Source organism: Kosakonia sp. N21, from assembly GCF_050587465.1.
Classification (GTDB): domain Bacteria; phylum Pseudomonadota; class Gammaproteobacteria; order Enterobacterales; family Enterobacteriaceae.
Window position 1 is genome coordinate 283,292 of the sequence record NZ_JBOBHR010000002.1, and the last position, 14,527, is coordinate 297,818.

Sequence of the window (14,527 nt, forward strand, 5' to 3'; positions counted from 1 at the left end):
AGCAAACTCCTGTCGTGGAAAGGCGCTTTAGCGCGGGCGGGTCAGTGGCTGCCAGAGCGTAATAAGCCCGGAAGTCAGCCCGCCCCGCCAGCAAAGCACATCATGTCCGCCGTCTACCTGACGCCAGAAAACCGACTGCTGTGTGCGTTGCAACAGAGAAAAGAGAGCCTGATTGGCCCGAAAAATGACCGGCTCGCGTACACCCGCCTCCAGCACAATGCGCAGGCCGTGCGGCTGTAACTCGCCGTTTTTAAGTTGTTCAATAAGGATGCCGTCCTGCTCTCCGCCACGGTGCGGCCACCAGTACGAACCGGACTGGCTGAGCACACAACCAAAGCGCTGCGGCCAGTGCAACCCGGCATACAGCGAAGAGAGGCCGCCAAAACTCTGCCCTGCCACCACCGTGCGATCCGGGCGATCGCTAAACGGAGCAAGCGCCCGCACCTGCGGCAACAGCTCTTCCTGCACCGCTTCCCAGAAGGTGGCGTTGCAGGGTAATTCCTCGCTGCGATGCGCGTTATCAATCACGTCAATCAGGACATACACCGCTTCAGGCAGTTGTCCCGCACGGGTGAGGGAAGCCAGCGCCGGCCACACCGGCATGCTTTTCGCCCAGAACTGACCGTCCAGCAGGATCGCCAGCGGGCGCTGCGTCGGGTCGCTGTCGCCGGTGGTATACACCCAGACTGTCCGCGTGTTGTTCAATCGCTGGCTGCGCCATTGCAGACGCTGCGGTTCAGTAAACGGTGTTTCGGAATCGCGCCAGCCGGGTTGTAATGGCGCATCGGGCATCTCCAGCGCCGACACCGGATGACCGCGCCCGCCACGCCAGCTTTGCGGGTTCAGCGGATCGGCAATCGCATGGGACAGTAACCTGCGCCAGCCTTCGCGCAACGCATAGCGGTCCGGCGGCGTGGTGTTAAAAACCTCAGCAGGAAAGTCGTCGTTATTTTCAGACGGGATCAGACAATAACTGCCGCGCCAGCCCGCTTCCAGCCGCGTTTTCCAGTACCAGACATCTGTACCGGCAATGCGCGTCAGCGATTGCGGCAACGCCTTTTGATGGTGATCGGTGACACCGGTAATGTAAATCCATACCCGGCGCACGTTTGATGTCGCTTCCGTTCCTGCCGGGTCCCGCCACCAGAAAGTCACACTGTATTCTTCCGGTGTTTCTTTGACCCATTCCGGCCCCTGTTTTGACTCCCACCAGGCATCACTTCCCGTTGTTGACGTCACGACTTTAACCTCAAATTTACTGTGGAAATTTTTGCTTGCAGATCAAAAAATATCGATAATATTATTGATAACTATTTTCATTTGCAATAGCGTAATGGCGCGCTGTGGGAAGCGCGTCTTTCTTTTAAAAATGGCCACCGTGGGCGAATTTTCTCAGGACTGAGCACCTCGCTGCGTGTCGGCTTCATCATGCCGCCTCCTCTCCCCCTGGGAAAGGATTAGCCAAGGAAGCGGCGACGAAAAGCAGGTAATACAATGAAGAACAAAATCAAGTCCCTGGCCTTATTGGTCAATCTGGGGATCTACGGTGTTGCGTTGCCCGCAATGGCCGCAGACAGCACCACCAGCGACGCCGGTACGCACGATGACACCATCGTCGTCACGGCAGCACAGCAAAACCTTCAGGCACCGGGTGTTTCCACCATTACGGCCGAAGAGATCCGCAAAAACCCGCCCGCCCGCGATGTCTCTGAGATCATTCGCACCATGCCGGGCGTGAACTTAACCGGTAACGCCACCAGCGGTCAGCGCGGGAATAACCGCCAGATCGATATTCGCGGTATGGGCCCGGAAAACACCCTGATCCTGATCGACGGCAAACCCGTCACCAGCCGTAACTCCGTACGCCTGGGCTGGCGCGGCGAGCGCGATAGCCGTGGCGATACCAGTTGGGTACCGGCAGAGATGATCGAGCGCATCGAAGTGATCCGCGGCCCGGCGGCAGTACGTTACGGGAATGGCGCGGCGGGCGGTGTGGTGAATATCATCACTAAAAAAGATAGCTCGCAGGAGTGGCATGGTTCGTGGAACAGCTACTTCAACGCACCGGAGCACAAAGACGAAGGCGCGACCAAGCGCACGGATTTCAGCCTGAGCGGCCCGCTGGGCGGCGATGTCAGCTTCCGCCTGTACGGCAACCTGGCGAAAACCCAGGCCGACGCATGGGACATCAACCAGAATCACCAGTCTGAGCGCACCGGTATTTACGCCAACACCATGGCGGCAGGCCGCGAAGGGTCAATCAATAAAGATCTTAACGGCGTAGTGCGCTGGGACTTTGCGCCGCTGCAATCCCTGGAGTTCCAGGCAGGCTATAGCCGCCAGGGCAACCTTTACGCGGGCGACACGCAAAACACCAACAACGACAGCAGCACCAATAACTACGTGAAAGAGAACTACGGCAAAGAGACCAACCGTCTCTATCGTCAGAACTACTCCATCACCTGGAATGGCGGCTGGGATAATGGTGTCACCACCAGTAACTGGGTGCAGTACGAACATACCCGCAACTCGCGTCTTGGCGAGGGACTTGCCGGGGGCACTGAAGGTCTGTTCAACAGCAATCAGTTTACGGATATCGATCTCTCCGACGTGATGCTGCATAACGAAATCAACCTGCCGCTGGATCTGCTGGTGAACCAGACCCTGACGCTGGGCACCGAATGGAACCAGCAGCGCATGAAGGATATGGCGTCCAACACCCAGTCTTTCATGGGCGGTCCGATTACCGGTCTGGACAGCACCGGTCGTAGCCCCTATTCCGATGCCGATATTTACTCGGTGTTTGCCGAAGACAACATGGAGCTGACTGACAGCACCATGCTGACCCCGGCGCTGCGTTTCGACCATCACACCATCGTGGGTAATAACTGGAGCCCATCGCTGAACCTGTCTCAGGGGCTGGGCGATGACTTCACCCTGAAAATGGGTATTGGCCGCGCGTATAAAGCACCGAGCCTGTATCAAACCAACCCGAACTACATTCTTTACAGTAAAGGCCAGGGTTGCTACGCCAGCGGCAGCGGCGTGGGTTGCTACATGATGGGCAACGATGACCTCAAAGCCGAAACCAGCATCAACAAAGAGATTGGTCTGGAGTTCAAGCACGAAGGCTGGCTGGCCGGGGTGACCTGGTTCCGCAACGATTATCGTAACAAGATTGAAGCCGGTTATTCACCGCTGAGCCAGACGGCTGTGGGTAAAACCAAAACCGACCTCTATCAATGGGAGAATGTGCCAAAAGCGGTCGTAGAAGGTCTGGAAGGAACGTTGAATGTGCCGGTAACCGATGCGGTCACCTGGAGCAACAACTTCACCTATATGCTGCAGAGCAAAAACAAAGAGACCGGCGAACGTCTGTCGATCATCCCGGAATACACGTTAAACTCCACCCTGAGCTGGCAGATTGTGCCGGATGTTTCTGTGCAGTCGACCTTTACCTGGTACGGCAAGCAGGAACCGAAAAAGTACGATTATCAGGGTAACCGTGTGACCGGCTCCGCCACCAACGAAGTCAGTCCGTACAGCATTGTTGGCCTGAGCGCGACCTGGGATGTGATGAAAAACGTCAGCCTGACGGGCGGCGTTGACAACCTGTTCGACAAACGTCACTGGCGTGCAGGTAATGCCCAGGCCACTGGCGGTACAACCGGGTATATGTACGGCGCAGGTGCGGAGACGTATAACGAATCCGGTCGTACCTGGTTTATGAGTGTGAACACGCACTTCTAATCCCGGTCAGCGAAGGGGGATTTCGGTCCCCCTCACCCCGGCCCTCTCCCCCGAGGGGCGAGGGAGAAAACCACAGGTCTGCAACGTTCGGTCCCCTCTCCCTTCCCGTAAGAGGGAGAAAACCGCAGATCTGCAGCGTTCGGTCCCCTCTCCCTTCCAGGGAGAGGGTTAGGGTGAGGGTAAAAATTCACAGAACTGTGACGTACTGCCCCCTCACCCCGGCCCTCTCCCCCGAGGGGCGAGGGAGAAAACCGCAGATCTGCAACATTCGATCCCCTCTCCCTTCCAGGGAGAGGGTTAGGGTGAGGGTAAAAAACCGCAGAACGGTGACGTGCTGTCCCCTCACCCCGGCCCTCTCCCCTGAGGGGCGAGGGGGAAAACCACAGGCCTGCAACGCTCTGCGCTCTCCCTTCCCGTAAGAGGGAGAAAACCGCAGGCCTGCAACATTCGGTTCCCTCTCCCTTCCAGGGAGAGGGTTAGGGTGAGGGTAAAAACCCGCAGAACGGTGACGTGCTGCCCCCTCACCCCGGCCCTCTCCCCTCAGGGGCGAGGGAGAAACCCACAGGCCTGCAACGTTCGGTTCCCTCTCCCTTCCCGTAAGAGGGAGAAAACCGCAGATCTGCAACATTCGGTCCCCTCTCCCTTCCAGGGAGAGGGTTAGGGTGAGGGTAAAAACACCAGGCAAGGATCCAACATGCACACCACGCATCGCACCGTTTCACTCGCCGGGCACACCCTGCACCGTATCGATTTCGCCCCCCTAACCCTTACTCCCGGTGATTTACTCTGGTTGCCCCATCACACTGAACTGACACACGCCGGACGCAAACGCCAGGCTGAACACCTCGCCGGGCGCATTGCCGCTGTCCACGCTTTGCAGCCCTTTGGTATTACAGCGGTGCCGGGAATGGGCGCGCAGCGCCAGCCCTGCTGGCCAGCAGGTTTGTTTGGCAGTATCACGCACTGTGACAACCACGCGCTGGCGGTGGTTGCCCGCCATCCGATCGGCGTAGACAGCGAATCGCTGTTCAGCAGCGAGTTATGTGCAGAGCTCACAGACAGCATTGTCACCTCCGCCGAACGAGCGGTACTGGAAGCAAGCGGTTTGCCGTTTCCCCTGGCGCTCACGCTGGCGTTCAGCGCGAAAGAGAGCCTTTATAAAGCGTTTTCTCACCGTGCGTTGCCGCTTCCGGGCTTCGCCAGCGCGGTCATCACCCATATTGATCCCCGGTGCCTGACGCTGCGTTTTCTGGCGGAATTTTCTCCGCAACTTGTTGATCAACAAGCTACTGTGTACTGGCAAGCCGGTCACGCGAACGTGGTGACGCTGGCTGTCGGTTAAGCCGCGGATCGTGATCCTTTTCTCCTTTTAAGAAATTAGCTGCGCAAACCGTAGACAGTTTGCCGTCATCGAATTATCGTTACTTTGAATAATAAATCATTATTGAATATATATTCAATGTGGAGAAAAAGATGAAAAAGTCCCTACTGCAATCTGTTGTACTGGCTTCCATGATCGCCGCATCTGGCTCACTGTTCGCTGCGGATGGCGGCCTGATCGCGATTATTACCCCCTCACACGACAACCCGTTCTTCAAAGCGGAAGCCGATGGCGCGGCAGCAAAAGCGAAAGAGCTTGGCTATACCACGCTGGTGGCCTCCCACGACGATGACGTGAACAAACAGAATCAACTGATCGAAACCGCCATCGCCCGTAAAGCGAAAGCCATCATCCTTGATAATGCGGGTGCCGATGCCACCGTCGGCCCACTGGAAAAAGCCAAAGCGGCGGGCGTTCCGGCCTTCCTGATCGACCGGGAAATTAACAAAACCGGTGTCGCCGTGGCGCAAATTGTCTCTAACAACTATCAGGGCGCGCAGCTCGGCGCAGAGAAATTCGCCAAATTGCTGAACGGCAAAGGCAAATACGTTGAATTACTCGGCCGCCAGTCAGACACCAACGCCAGCGTACGGTCGCAGGGTTACCACGATGTGCTGGACGATTATCCGGATATGAAAATGGTTGCGCAGCAGACCGCCAACTGGAGCCAGACCGAAGCCTTCACCCGTATGGAAGCCATTTTGCAAACCCATCCGGACATTGTTGGCGTTATTTCCGGTAACGACACCATGGCGCTGGGCGCAGAAGCCGCGCTGAAAGCCGCCGGAAAAACCAACGTGATCGTGGTCGGTTTTGACGGTAGCGACTACGTCCGCGATTCGATCATCAACAAAGGCAATATCAAAGCCACCGTGCTGCAACCTGGCTGGCAACAGGCGCAAATGGCCGTTGAACAGGCTGATTACTTCCTGAAAAACGGTAAAGCGCAGAAGGATGAGAAACAGCTGATGGACTGCATGCTGATCGATGACAGCAACGCCAGCAAACTGAAAATGTTCAACCTCAGCAAATAACGCGGAGGCGATATGTCGTTAAAACAATGGGGCGCCATCCTGACAGGGTGCGCCGCCCTGTTGCTCACGGCCTGCACCGTGGTGGATCTGGATGAAAACGGCAAGCCGATTATGCCTGCCGATCCGAATGCGAAAGCCAGCTTCGACAACCTGACCCCACAGCAGATCGCGCAACAAACCTGGCAGGAACGCGTCATGGACGCCGCCCAAAAACATGCGCTGGACGCCAACACGCTCGCCACGCAAATGAAAAACAGCAGCACCACGCCGCAAAGCGTGTTTGTCAGACTCACCAGCCAGATTGAACGTGTCGACACCAGCAACGACCGCGAGCAACAACTGGTGGTCACCGTGAACGGGCAGCCGCTGACTATTCAGCTCGGCCCGGTAGTACGCGGCAATGCCATCCGCGATGCGACCGGCTTTAAATTTGAGGATTTCACCAACCAGGTTCAGTTTGCGCAGCTCTCCCGCGCCTATAACCGTGAAGCCGTGAAGCTCCTGCCCAAAGTCGATGCCAGTTGGGCGGGAAAACCGGCCACGGTGCTGATGGCAGTGACCATCCGCGGCGGCAAAGCGGATGACGCCGTGGCCCTGACGTTGAAACAGGAGGCACAGTAATGAGCGAGGTACCTGTAGACGACATTATCCTGCGCACCAAAGGCGTGTCGATGCTGTTTCCCGGCACCGTCGCGCTGGATAACGTGGATTACAACGTCTGGCGCGGCAAGGTCAACGTGATTATTGGCGAAAACGGCGCGGGTAAATCCACGCTGATGAAAATCCTCGCGGGCGTACAGCAGCCGAGTCTGGGCGACATTCTACTGAATGGCGAGAAAGTGCATTTCGCCGATACCCGCGCCGCTGCCGCCCACGGTATCGGCATGGTGCACCAGGAGCTGAACCTGTTTGAAAACCTCAACGTCGCGGAGAACATTTTCCTTGGCCGTGAGCTGCAAAAAGGGGTCGCGCCCATTAACGAGGCCGAGCAGGAAAAGCGCACTGCCGAACTGCTCAAACGGCTGGATCAACCGATTTCGCCACGCGATCTGGTCGGTAATTTAAAAGTCGGTCAGCAGCAACTGGTGGAGATCGCCAAAGCGCTGGCGGAAGACGCGGATATTTTGATCCTCGACGAACCCACGTCGGCGCTGAGTAAGACCGAGGTCGACATTCTGTTTCGGGTGATCCGCGAACTCACCCGCCAGGGCGTATCCATTATCTATATTTCGCACCGTCTGGAAGAGTTGATGGCGATTGGCGATGTCATCACCATCCTGCGCGATGGCAAATTCCAGGCCGAAGCCCGGGTTTGCGATATCGACGTGCCGTGGATCGTGCGTGAAATGCTCGGCAACGATCCGGTGAGCAACTTCTTGTCACCGGGGCGCACGTTTGGCGCACCAATCCTTGAGGCGGAGAATATCACCTGCGTCAATGCCAGCGGCGTGGCGACGGTCAACGACGTCAGTTTTAAAGTGCATGCGGGCGAGATTGTCGGCATTTACGGCCTGATGGGCGCAGGGCGCACCGAACTGTTCGAGTGCATGCTCGGCACAGAGCGCAACTATCTCGGCAAGATATGGCTCGACAGTAAACCGGTGCCGCAACGGCTTACCCCGGCGGAACGCATCCGCATGGGCATGAGCCTGGTGCCGGAAGATCGCAAACGCACCGGGATCTTCCCGATCTCGTCGGTGGCGACCAACCTGACCATCGCCAGCCTGTGGCGTCGCTTACAGCGCGGCTTCGCCATCGCGCAAAAAGATGAACGGGAAGTGGTTACCAGCACCATTGGCAATCTGTCGATCAAAGTCTCTTCTCCGGAGGTGGAGATCCAGGCACTGAGCGGAGGGAACCAGCAAAAAGTGGTGATTGGCCGCTCGCTGCTCACCAATCCGAAGGTGCTGTTTCTTGATGAACCGACGCGCGGTATCGATGTCGGGGCGAAAGCGGATGTCTTCCGCATGATGGTGCAACTGTCGCAACAAGGGATCGCCGTGGTTTTTTCCACCTCCGATCTGAAAGAAATTATGGCGGTATCTGACCGCATACTGGTGATGTCCGGCGGCAAACTCACCGCCGATATCGTGCGCGATCGGGCCGAGGAATCGGCGCTGGTAACGGCAAGTGCTCAGGGGTTCTGATATGAAAACGACACAAACTGTGGCGCTGACGCCACGCGCGGGCGCGTCGCTATCACGCGAAAGTGTGATCCTGTTATTGCTTAAGCTGCGCACCTTTATTGCGCTGTTCCTGATTGTGGGCTTTTTTACCGCCACCGTGCCGGGTTTTCTCTCCACTGGCAGCCTGGTGATCATGATTAAACATATTGCCATCAACGCCTTCCTGGCGCTGGGCATCACTTTTGTCATCATCACGGCGGGCATTGACCTGTCGATTGGCGCGACGCTGGGTCTGTGCGGCATGCTTGCCGGTTGGATGATCACCAAAGGCATTGTGCTGCCGATGTTCGGTATCGCCATTTTCCCCAGCGTCTGGGTGATTGTGCCGCTGGTGCTGCTCATTGGCGGGTTTATTGGCGCGATAAATGGCTGGATCATCACCCGCTACAACGTCGCGCCGTTTATCTGCACCCTCGGCACCATGTACGTGCTGCGCGGCGCGGCGATGCTCACCTCCGACGGGCAAACTTTCCCCGGTCTTGCCGGCAACCCGCTGCTGGGCAATACCGGTTTTGATGAGATTGGCGCCGGTACGCTGTTTGGTATTCCGTGGGCTATCTGGCTGATGATTGTGCTGGCGGTGGCGATAGCCTACGTTGCGCGTCGCCTGCCGTTTGGTCGCCATGTGTATGCCATTGGCGATAACGAGCGCGCCGCGGAACTCTCCGGCGTGCGGGTCAAACAGGTGAAAATCTGGGTCTACACCCTCTCCGGATTATGCGCGGCGCTGGCAGGCATTGTGGTTTCGGCGCAGCTACTCGCCAGCCACCCGGCCAACGGCACCGCGTTTGAGATGAACGCCATTGCCGCCGTGGTGCTCGGCGGGACCTCGCTGGCAGGCGGTCGCGGAACCGTGCTCGGTACGCTGATCGGCGCATTCGTCATCGGGTTTCTGGCCGACGGGCTGGTGATGATGGGCGTCAGCGAGTTCTGGCAGATGGTGATCAAAGGCATTGTGATCATCGTGGCGGTCATTATCGATCAGATGCAAAACCGCATGCAGCAAAAAGCCGCGGTCGTCGCGCAAAAAGCCGTTATGGAAGGAAAATAAAACCAGCTTGCCCGGGGCGTTCCCCCGGGCCTTTTGTGTAGGCCCGGTGCGCTCACCGGGCATTTTTTTACGGTCTTATCAGAAGGATTCCCACTCGTGTTCCTGGCTGTGGCTCTTCGCTGCTGCTGACGTGCGCGAGGCGGATTTGCCCGCTTTTGTCGCAGTCGGGCGCGCGGCGACATTTTTTTGCGCTGCATCGCCAGGCAGGCGGAACACCGAGACAATTTCCGTTAACTGGAAGGCCTGCTGTTCCAGCGAGCTGGAGGTTGCAGAGGACTCTTCCACCAGCGCGGCGTTCTGCTGAGTGACGCTGTCCATCTGCGAAATCGCCGTACCAACCTGGCCGATGCCTTTGCTCTGCTCGGTAGAAGCAGAGGCAATCTCACCCATAATGTCCGTTACGCTGGTGACCGAACGCAGAATATTGTCCATCGACTCACTGGTGAGGGTGACCTGGTCAAAGCCGTTGTTAACGTTGACCACCGACTCATCAATCAGCGTTTTGATCTCTTTGGCGGCCCCGGCACTACGCTGCGCCAGGTTGCGCACTTCGCTGGCGACCACCGCAAAACCACGCCCCTGCTCACCGGCGCGCGCCGCTTCCACCGCAGCGTTGAGCGCCAGGATGTTCGTCTGGAATGCAATGCTGTCGATCACGTTGATGATGTCGGTAATTTTCTGCGAACTTTCGGTAATGTTCTTCATGCTGGCAATGACCGCCTGCACGCGTTCCTCACCTTTGTTCACTGCCGCCGAGGCGGTTTTCGCCAGTGAACTGGCTTCGCTGGCGTTATCGGCATTCTGTTTCACCACCGCGCTCAGCTCTTCCATGCTGGCGGCGGTCTGCGTCAACGCGGCGGCTTGTTCTTCGGTACGGGAAGAGAGATCGGTGTTCCCGGAGGCAATCTCGCTGGCGCCCTGGTAAATCTCACCGGCGCTGTTGCGAATCTGCGTCACGGTATTTACCCAGTTTTGCTGCATTGTCTCAAGGAAAGGGATCAACTGCCCCACTTCGTTGTGACCCAGGTTTTTGGTCGGTTTGTCGAGGTTACCCACCGACAGCACCTGCAAATGCTCTTTTACCCACTCCAGCGAACGCGCCAGGCACAGCGCCAGGTAACGCTCAGACATGACCAGCATGGCCAGACCAATGATCATCGCCACAATGATGATGGCGCGCGTTTGTGAAACCCAACTGGCAATGCGGTCGTTAGCGGCGGCTTTGAGATCGTGAATCTCCTGATTGTAGGCAACGATCGCCTGAGAGAAACCGCTGCGCAACGGGCTGAACTGATCTTTTGACAACTGCGTGTAGCTGTCGACGTTGTTGACTTTCACCGCTTCAAACATCGGTTTTATGGCCTGATTAAACAACGTCAGCGAACTGTTATAAATATTATCGGTCGAGTTGTTGCTGATATTGGCGTGGTCGGTGACTTTGAATTGATTTAACCCGCCTTGCAGAAAATCGATATCTTTGCCAATACGGTCAATGGTTTGCTGGTAATTTTGCGTATCGTTATTCGCTTTAAAAACCAATGCGCGATCCATCAATAACTTCACCTGGTAATAGCGATCGCTGGCATTGTTAATGATGTCGCCGTTAACTTGTTGCACGTTGGTGAGCGCGACTTCTTCCGTCAACCCGCTCAGCGCATGCAGCGAGAAAAACGACACACCGCCCCAAAGAAGAGTGAAAATGATTAAAATCGCAAGCATCACGAATTTAATCTTAACATTATGAATAAATTGCATATAAACCCCGACCATTGCTGTGAAATAAGAGCGTTAAGGACAGCAAAAAACACGCCTGTCTGAGATTCCATCGGCGCGGTTACGGGGTTAATTAAGATTAAAAAGAAGTAAGGCAATAACTTTTATTTAAAATAGTGATAACACTGCCTGTGAAATAGATGTAGTGAATATATCTTTCAGGGACGGCGACAAAGCGCAACATCACACCCCGTGTTATCAGCCTGATAAGCAAAGCGCCATCCGGCACTGTGCACTCAGGCATTCTGCCGGATGGTGGCTTGCGCCTTATCCGGCCTGTGCGCCAAATCGCGCCGTTATTCGCCTGTCACCAGACTGCGCGCGGTGGGGTAATCGGTAATTAACACATCAATATAGTTGCCCTGTAACGCGCCGCGAATGGCGTTGCGTTTCTCTTCTCCGCCCGCCAGCGCAATCACATGCGGGCAAGCGCGGATCTGCGCCAGCTCCATGCCAATAACCGGATCTTCGTCGTGACTGAGCACCGGGTTACCTGCCGCATCGTAATAATGCAGACAGATATCGCCCACCGCGCCGCGCGCCGAGAGCAGTTTGAGCATATCTTCGTTATAGTAGTTACCGGAGTTTTTCAGCAACTGCGACGGCTCCAGCTCACCAATGCCGACAATCGCCACATCCACTTCAGCGAATTTACCCACTACCGTCGCCACATCCGGACTGTTGACCAGCCGTGCGCGCTCCTCCACCGAGTGTTCAATACTTTGTGATGGCAGTAGCCACGCCGGGCAGCCAAGATGCGCCGCCAGTTGCTGCGTCAGGATCGTCGCCTGCACATTGCCGTTCGGCCCTACGCCGCCGAGTAACTGGATCACACCCGCAGCGCGAATATTTTGCGGGTGCATCTCATCGACCATACAGCGAATCGTGCTGCTCCAGGATGAAATCCCCACCAGGTCTTCCGGCCGCAGACGCGTTTCCACATAGTGCGCCGCCGCACTGCCGATGGCGTGTTTGATCTGCGCATTTCCCGCATTTTCGCCCACGTCCACCACAACCGCCTGGCGAATGCCATACTGCTGCTCAATGGCCTTTTCCAGCCCGACAAAGATATTCGTCGGCTGGACAACGGTGATCTTCACCAGCCCCTCTTTCTGGCAACGGGTTAACGCGCGTGACACAAAAGATTGCGAAAGATGGAGTAATGTGGCGATATCAGACTGTTTTTTATTTTCGTTGTAATAAAGCGTGGCGATCTTCACCAGTAACCGCTGTTCATCCTGCTTTGACATGGGGATCCCCTTAAATTCATTACCTGATATTTTATTCATCGCTGAATAGATAACAAGCCAGCGCAACAACCCTGCCGCGATCCAAATGTGATCCTTTTCTCCTTTCTTTCAAATTTGCCGATCCCGGACGTAGACAAACCTTAGCACAAGGCATATCTTTAATCATGAATATTAAATCAATAGTGAATATATATTCCAAGTAACAGACAACTCCCTGTCGTCGCTTGTAATAACTGCCAATAACATCCTGTGTGGATGTGTTTTTTCACTCTGATTGAATATTTATTCAAGACAGATTATACATTCAAGAGGTGTCTTATGAATCCGTTTTCGCTCTCTGTTGAGGAGCTTGAAAAAAAAGCACGCGCGGTTCGCCGTCGCATCATCGTGCTGAACGCCGAAAGCCCGGCAGGCGGGCATACGGGAGCCGATTTATCACAGGTGGAGCTACTGACCGCGCTCTACTTCCGCATTCTGAACTGCTCGCCGCAAACCAAAGAGAGCGCTGAACGCGATATCTACATTCAGTCAAAAGGTCACGCGGTGGGCGGTTATTACTGCGTTCTGGCGGAGGCCGGGTTTATCCCCGTCGACTGGCTGTCAACCTATCAGCACGCGGATTCGCATCTGCCGGGTCATCCGGTGAAACATAAAACCCCCGGCATTGAGCTGAACACCGGCGCGCTCGGTCATGGTTTACCGGTCGCCGTGGGCATTGCGCTGGCGGCGAAACGCAGCAACAGCGCACGCCGCGTTTTCGTGGTTACCGGCGACGGTGAACTGGCAGAAGGCAGCAACTGGGAAGCCGCGCTGGTCGCGGCCCATTATCAGCTGGATAACCTGATCATCATTAACGACAAAAACAGTCTGCAACTGGCTGGTCCCACCAAAGAGATCCTCAACACCGACCCGCTGGATGAAAAATGGCGCGCATTTGGAATGCAGGTCACTGAATGTCGCGGCAACGATATCGCGGATGTGGTTGCCACGCTGGAAGGCTTACGCCCTGAAGGCAAACCGCATGTGGTGATTGCGCACACCACCAAAGGCGCAGGCGTCTCCTTTATTCAGGGACGTCCGGAGTGGCACCACCGGGTGCCGAAAGGTGAAGAGATCGCGCAGGCGCTGGAGGAACTGAAAGATGAGTAATAGCGAACACCTGGCAACGGTGATGGTTAACGCCTTTATCGACGCGGTAGATAATGGAGTGGATCTGGTGCCGGTGGTGGCTGACTCCACCTCCACGGCCAAAATTTCACCGTTTATGAAAAAATTCCCGGGCCGCGTAGTGAACGTCGGCATCGCCGAACAAACGCTGGTAGGCGCTGCCGCCGGTCTGGCGCTGGGCGGCAAAGTCGCCGTCACCTGTAACGCCGCGCCCTTTTTGATCTCCCGCGCGAACGAGCAGATCAAAGTCGATATCTGCTACAACAACACCAACGTTAAACTGTTTGGCCTGAACGCCGGAGCCAGTTACGGGCCGCTGGCCAGCACCCACCACAGCATTGACGATATTTCGGTGCTGCGTGGTTTCGGTAATATAGAAATTTACGCCCCCTCCAGCCCGCTGGAGTGCCGGCAGATCATTGAGTACGCCCTCAACCACGTTGGTCCGGTGTATATCCGCCTCGACGGCAAAGCACTGCCGGAGCTGCATGACGAAAGTTACCGCTTTGCGCCGGGAAATATTGATGTACTGCGCACCGGGAAAGATATCGCGCTGGTGGCCATGGGATCGACGGTACATGAAATTGTCGAAGCCGCCACACAACTGGCAGCAGAAGGTATTGATGCCAGTGTTATCAGTGTACCGTCTATTCGCCCCTGCAATACATCACAGTTGCTGGCACTGCTGCAACCGCACCGCGCCGTGATCAGCGTCGAAGAACATAACATTAACGGCGGCGTCGGCAGCCTGGTGGCGGAAGTGCTGGCGGAAGCGGGCTGCGCCCTCCCCTTGCGCCGACTTGGCATCGCCGATGGACAATACGCCATCGCCGCCGATCGCGCCGCTACCCGCGCCCGTCATGAGATTGATGCCGCCGGGGTGGTAAAACATGCCCGCACGTTACTGGCAACGCGGTAATAACAATAAAAAGAAC

At 56.3% G+C, this 14,527-nt stretch carries 10 protein-coding genes and 1 pseudogene; 8 read left to right on the forward strand and 3 right to left on the reverse strand.

All coding sequences use genetic code 11. The features are described 5' to 3' along the window. Nucleotides 1–27: 27 nt before the first annotated feature. Nucleotides 28–1,242: pseudogene (fes, locus tag ACQ3G7_RS05120) on the reverse strand (enterochelin esterase); the annotation flags it as partial. Between the two features lie 252 nt (nt 1,243–1,494). Here fes and ACQ3G7_RS05125 point away from each other — a divergent pair. The 6 genes from ACQ3G7_RS05125 to ACQ3G7_RS05150 all read left to right on the forward strand — a co-directional run bounded on the left by ACQ3G7_RS05125 (nt 1,495) and on the right by ACQ3G7_RS05150 (nt 9,402). Continuing rightward, nucleotides 1,495–3,750: a TonB-dependent siderophore receptor gene (locus tag ACQ3G7_RS05125; RefSeq protein WP_430889071.1), complete on the forward strand. Its 2,256-nt coding sequence runs from the start codon at nt 1,495–1,497 to the stop codon at nt 3,748–3,750. Between the two features lie 694 nt (nt 3,751–4,444). Further along, nucleotides 4,445–5,092 (forward strand): enterobactin synthase subunit EntD, encoded by a 648-nt coding sequence (gene entD, locus ACQ3G7_RS05130; protein ID WP_430889072.1) that lies wholly within the window; start codon nt 4,445–4,447, stop codon nt 5,090–5,092. A 131-nt stretch (nt 5,093–5,223) separates the two neighbouring features. Next, nucleotides 5,224–6,165, forward strand: a complete 942-nt coding sequence (locus ACQ3G7_RS05135; RefSeq protein WP_430889073.1) for a D-ribose ABC transporter substrate-binding protein — start codon at nt 5,224–5,226, stop codon at nt 6,163–6,165. Nucleotides 6,166–6,177: 12 nt separating this feature from the next. Next, nucleotides 6,178–6,786, forward strand: a complete 609-nt coding sequence (locus tag ACQ3G7_RS05140) for a DUF2291 family protein (protein WP_430889074.1) — start codon at nt 6,178–6,180, stop codon at nt 6,784–6,786. Then, on the forward strand, nt 6,786–8,312 hold the full coding sequence (locus ACQ3G7_RS05145; RefSeq protein WP_430889075.1) for a sugar ABC transporter ATP-binding protein: 1,527 nt from the start codon (nt 6,786–6,788) through the stop codon (nt 8,310–8,312). Before ACQ3G7_RS05140 ends, ACQ3G7_RS05145 begins: the two co-directional genes overlap by 1 nt. Before the next feature lies 1 nt (nt 8,313). Beyond that, nucleotides 8,314–9,402, forward strand: coding sequence for an ABC transporter permease (locus ACQ3G7_RS05150; protein ID WP_263097620.1), 1,089 nt, complete (start codon nt 8,314–8,316; stop codon nt 9,400–9,402). Nucleotides 9,403–9,480: 78 nt separating this feature from the next. Here ACQ3G7_RS05150 and ACQ3G7_RS05155 read toward each other — a convergent pair whose 3' ends face one another. Together ACQ3G7_RS05155 and ACQ3G7_RS05160 are read right to left on the reverse strand one after the other, a co-directional pair. After that, complete coding sequence (locus tag ACQ3G7_RS05155; RefSeq protein WP_430889076.1) at nt 9,481–11,157, reverse strand: methyl-accepting chemotaxis protein; 1,677 nt, start codon at nt 11,155–11,157, stop codon at nt 9,481–9,483. 314 nt (nt 11,158–11,471) lie between these two features. Beyond that, entirely contained in the window at nt 11,472–12,425 is a 954-nt protein-coding gene (locus ACQ3G7_RS05160; RefSeq protein ID WP_263097622.1) for a sugar-binding transcriptional regulator, read from the reverse strand. A gap of 318 nt (nt 12,426–12,743) precedes the next feature. Here ACQ3G7_RS05160 and ACQ3G7_RS05165 point away from each other — a divergent pair, with 318 nt between their 5' ends. Both ACQ3G7_RS05165 and ACQ3G7_RS05170 read left to right on the forward strand, forming a co-directional pair. Beyond that, nucleotides 12,744–13,574 (forward strand): transketolase, encoded by an 831-nt coding sequence (locus ACQ3G7_RS05165; protein ID WP_430889077.1) that lies wholly within the window; start codon nt 12,744–12,746, stop codon nt 13,572–13,574. Beyond that, complete coding sequence (locus ACQ3G7_RS05170) at nt 13,567–14,511, forward strand: transketolase family protein (RefSeq protein ID WP_430889078.1); 945 nt, start codon at nt 13,567–13,569, stop codon at nt 14,509–14,511. Before ACQ3G7_RS05165 ends, ACQ3G7_RS05170 begins: the two co-directional genes overlap by 8 nt. Nucleotides 14,512–14,527: the final 16 nt, after the last annotated feature.

Bases quoted from the DNA above. Each gene is read 5' to 3' on its own strand.
- ACQ3G7_RS05150 (WP_263097620.1), top strand. From the start codon at position 8,314: ATGAAAACGACACAAACTGTGGCGCTGACGCCACGCGCGGGCGCGTCG.
- ACQ3G7_RS05140 (WP_430889074.1), top strand. From the start codon at position 6,178: ATGTCGTTAAAACAATGGGGCGCCATCCTGACAGGGTGCGCCGCCCTG.
- ACQ3G7_RS05145 (WP_430889075.1), top strand. From the start codon at position 6,786: ATGAGCGAGGTACCTGTAGACGACATTATCCTGCGCACCAAAGGCGTG.
- ACQ3G7_RS05155 (WP_430889076.1), bottom strand. From the start codon at position 11,157: ATGCAATTTATTCATAATGTTAAGATTAAATTCGTGATGCTTGCGATT.
- ACQ3G7_RS05165 (WP_430889077.1), top strand. From the start codon at position 12,744: ATGAATCCGTTTTCGCTCTCTGTTGAGGAGCTTGAAAAAAAAGCACGC.
- ACQ3G7_RS05170 (WP_430889078.1), top strand. From the start codon at position 13,567: ATGAGTAATAGCGAACACCTGGCAACGGTGATGGTTAACGCCTTTATC.
- entD (WP_430889072.1), top strand. From the start codon at position 4,445: ATGCACACCACGCATCGCACCGTTTCACTCGCCGGGCACACCCTGCAC.
- ACQ3G7_RS05160 (WP_263097622.1), bottom strand. From the start codon at position 12,425: ATGTCAAAGCAGGATGAACAGCGGTTACTGGTGAAGATCGCCACGCTT.
- ACQ3G7_RS05125 (WP_430889071.1), top strand. From the start codon at position 1,495: ATGAAGAACAAAATCAAGTCCCTGGCCTTATTGGTCAATCTGGGGATC.
- ACQ3G7_RS05135 (WP_430889073.1), top strand. From the start codon at position 5,224: ATGAAAAAGTCCCTACTGCAATCTGTTGTACTGGCTTCCATGATCGCC.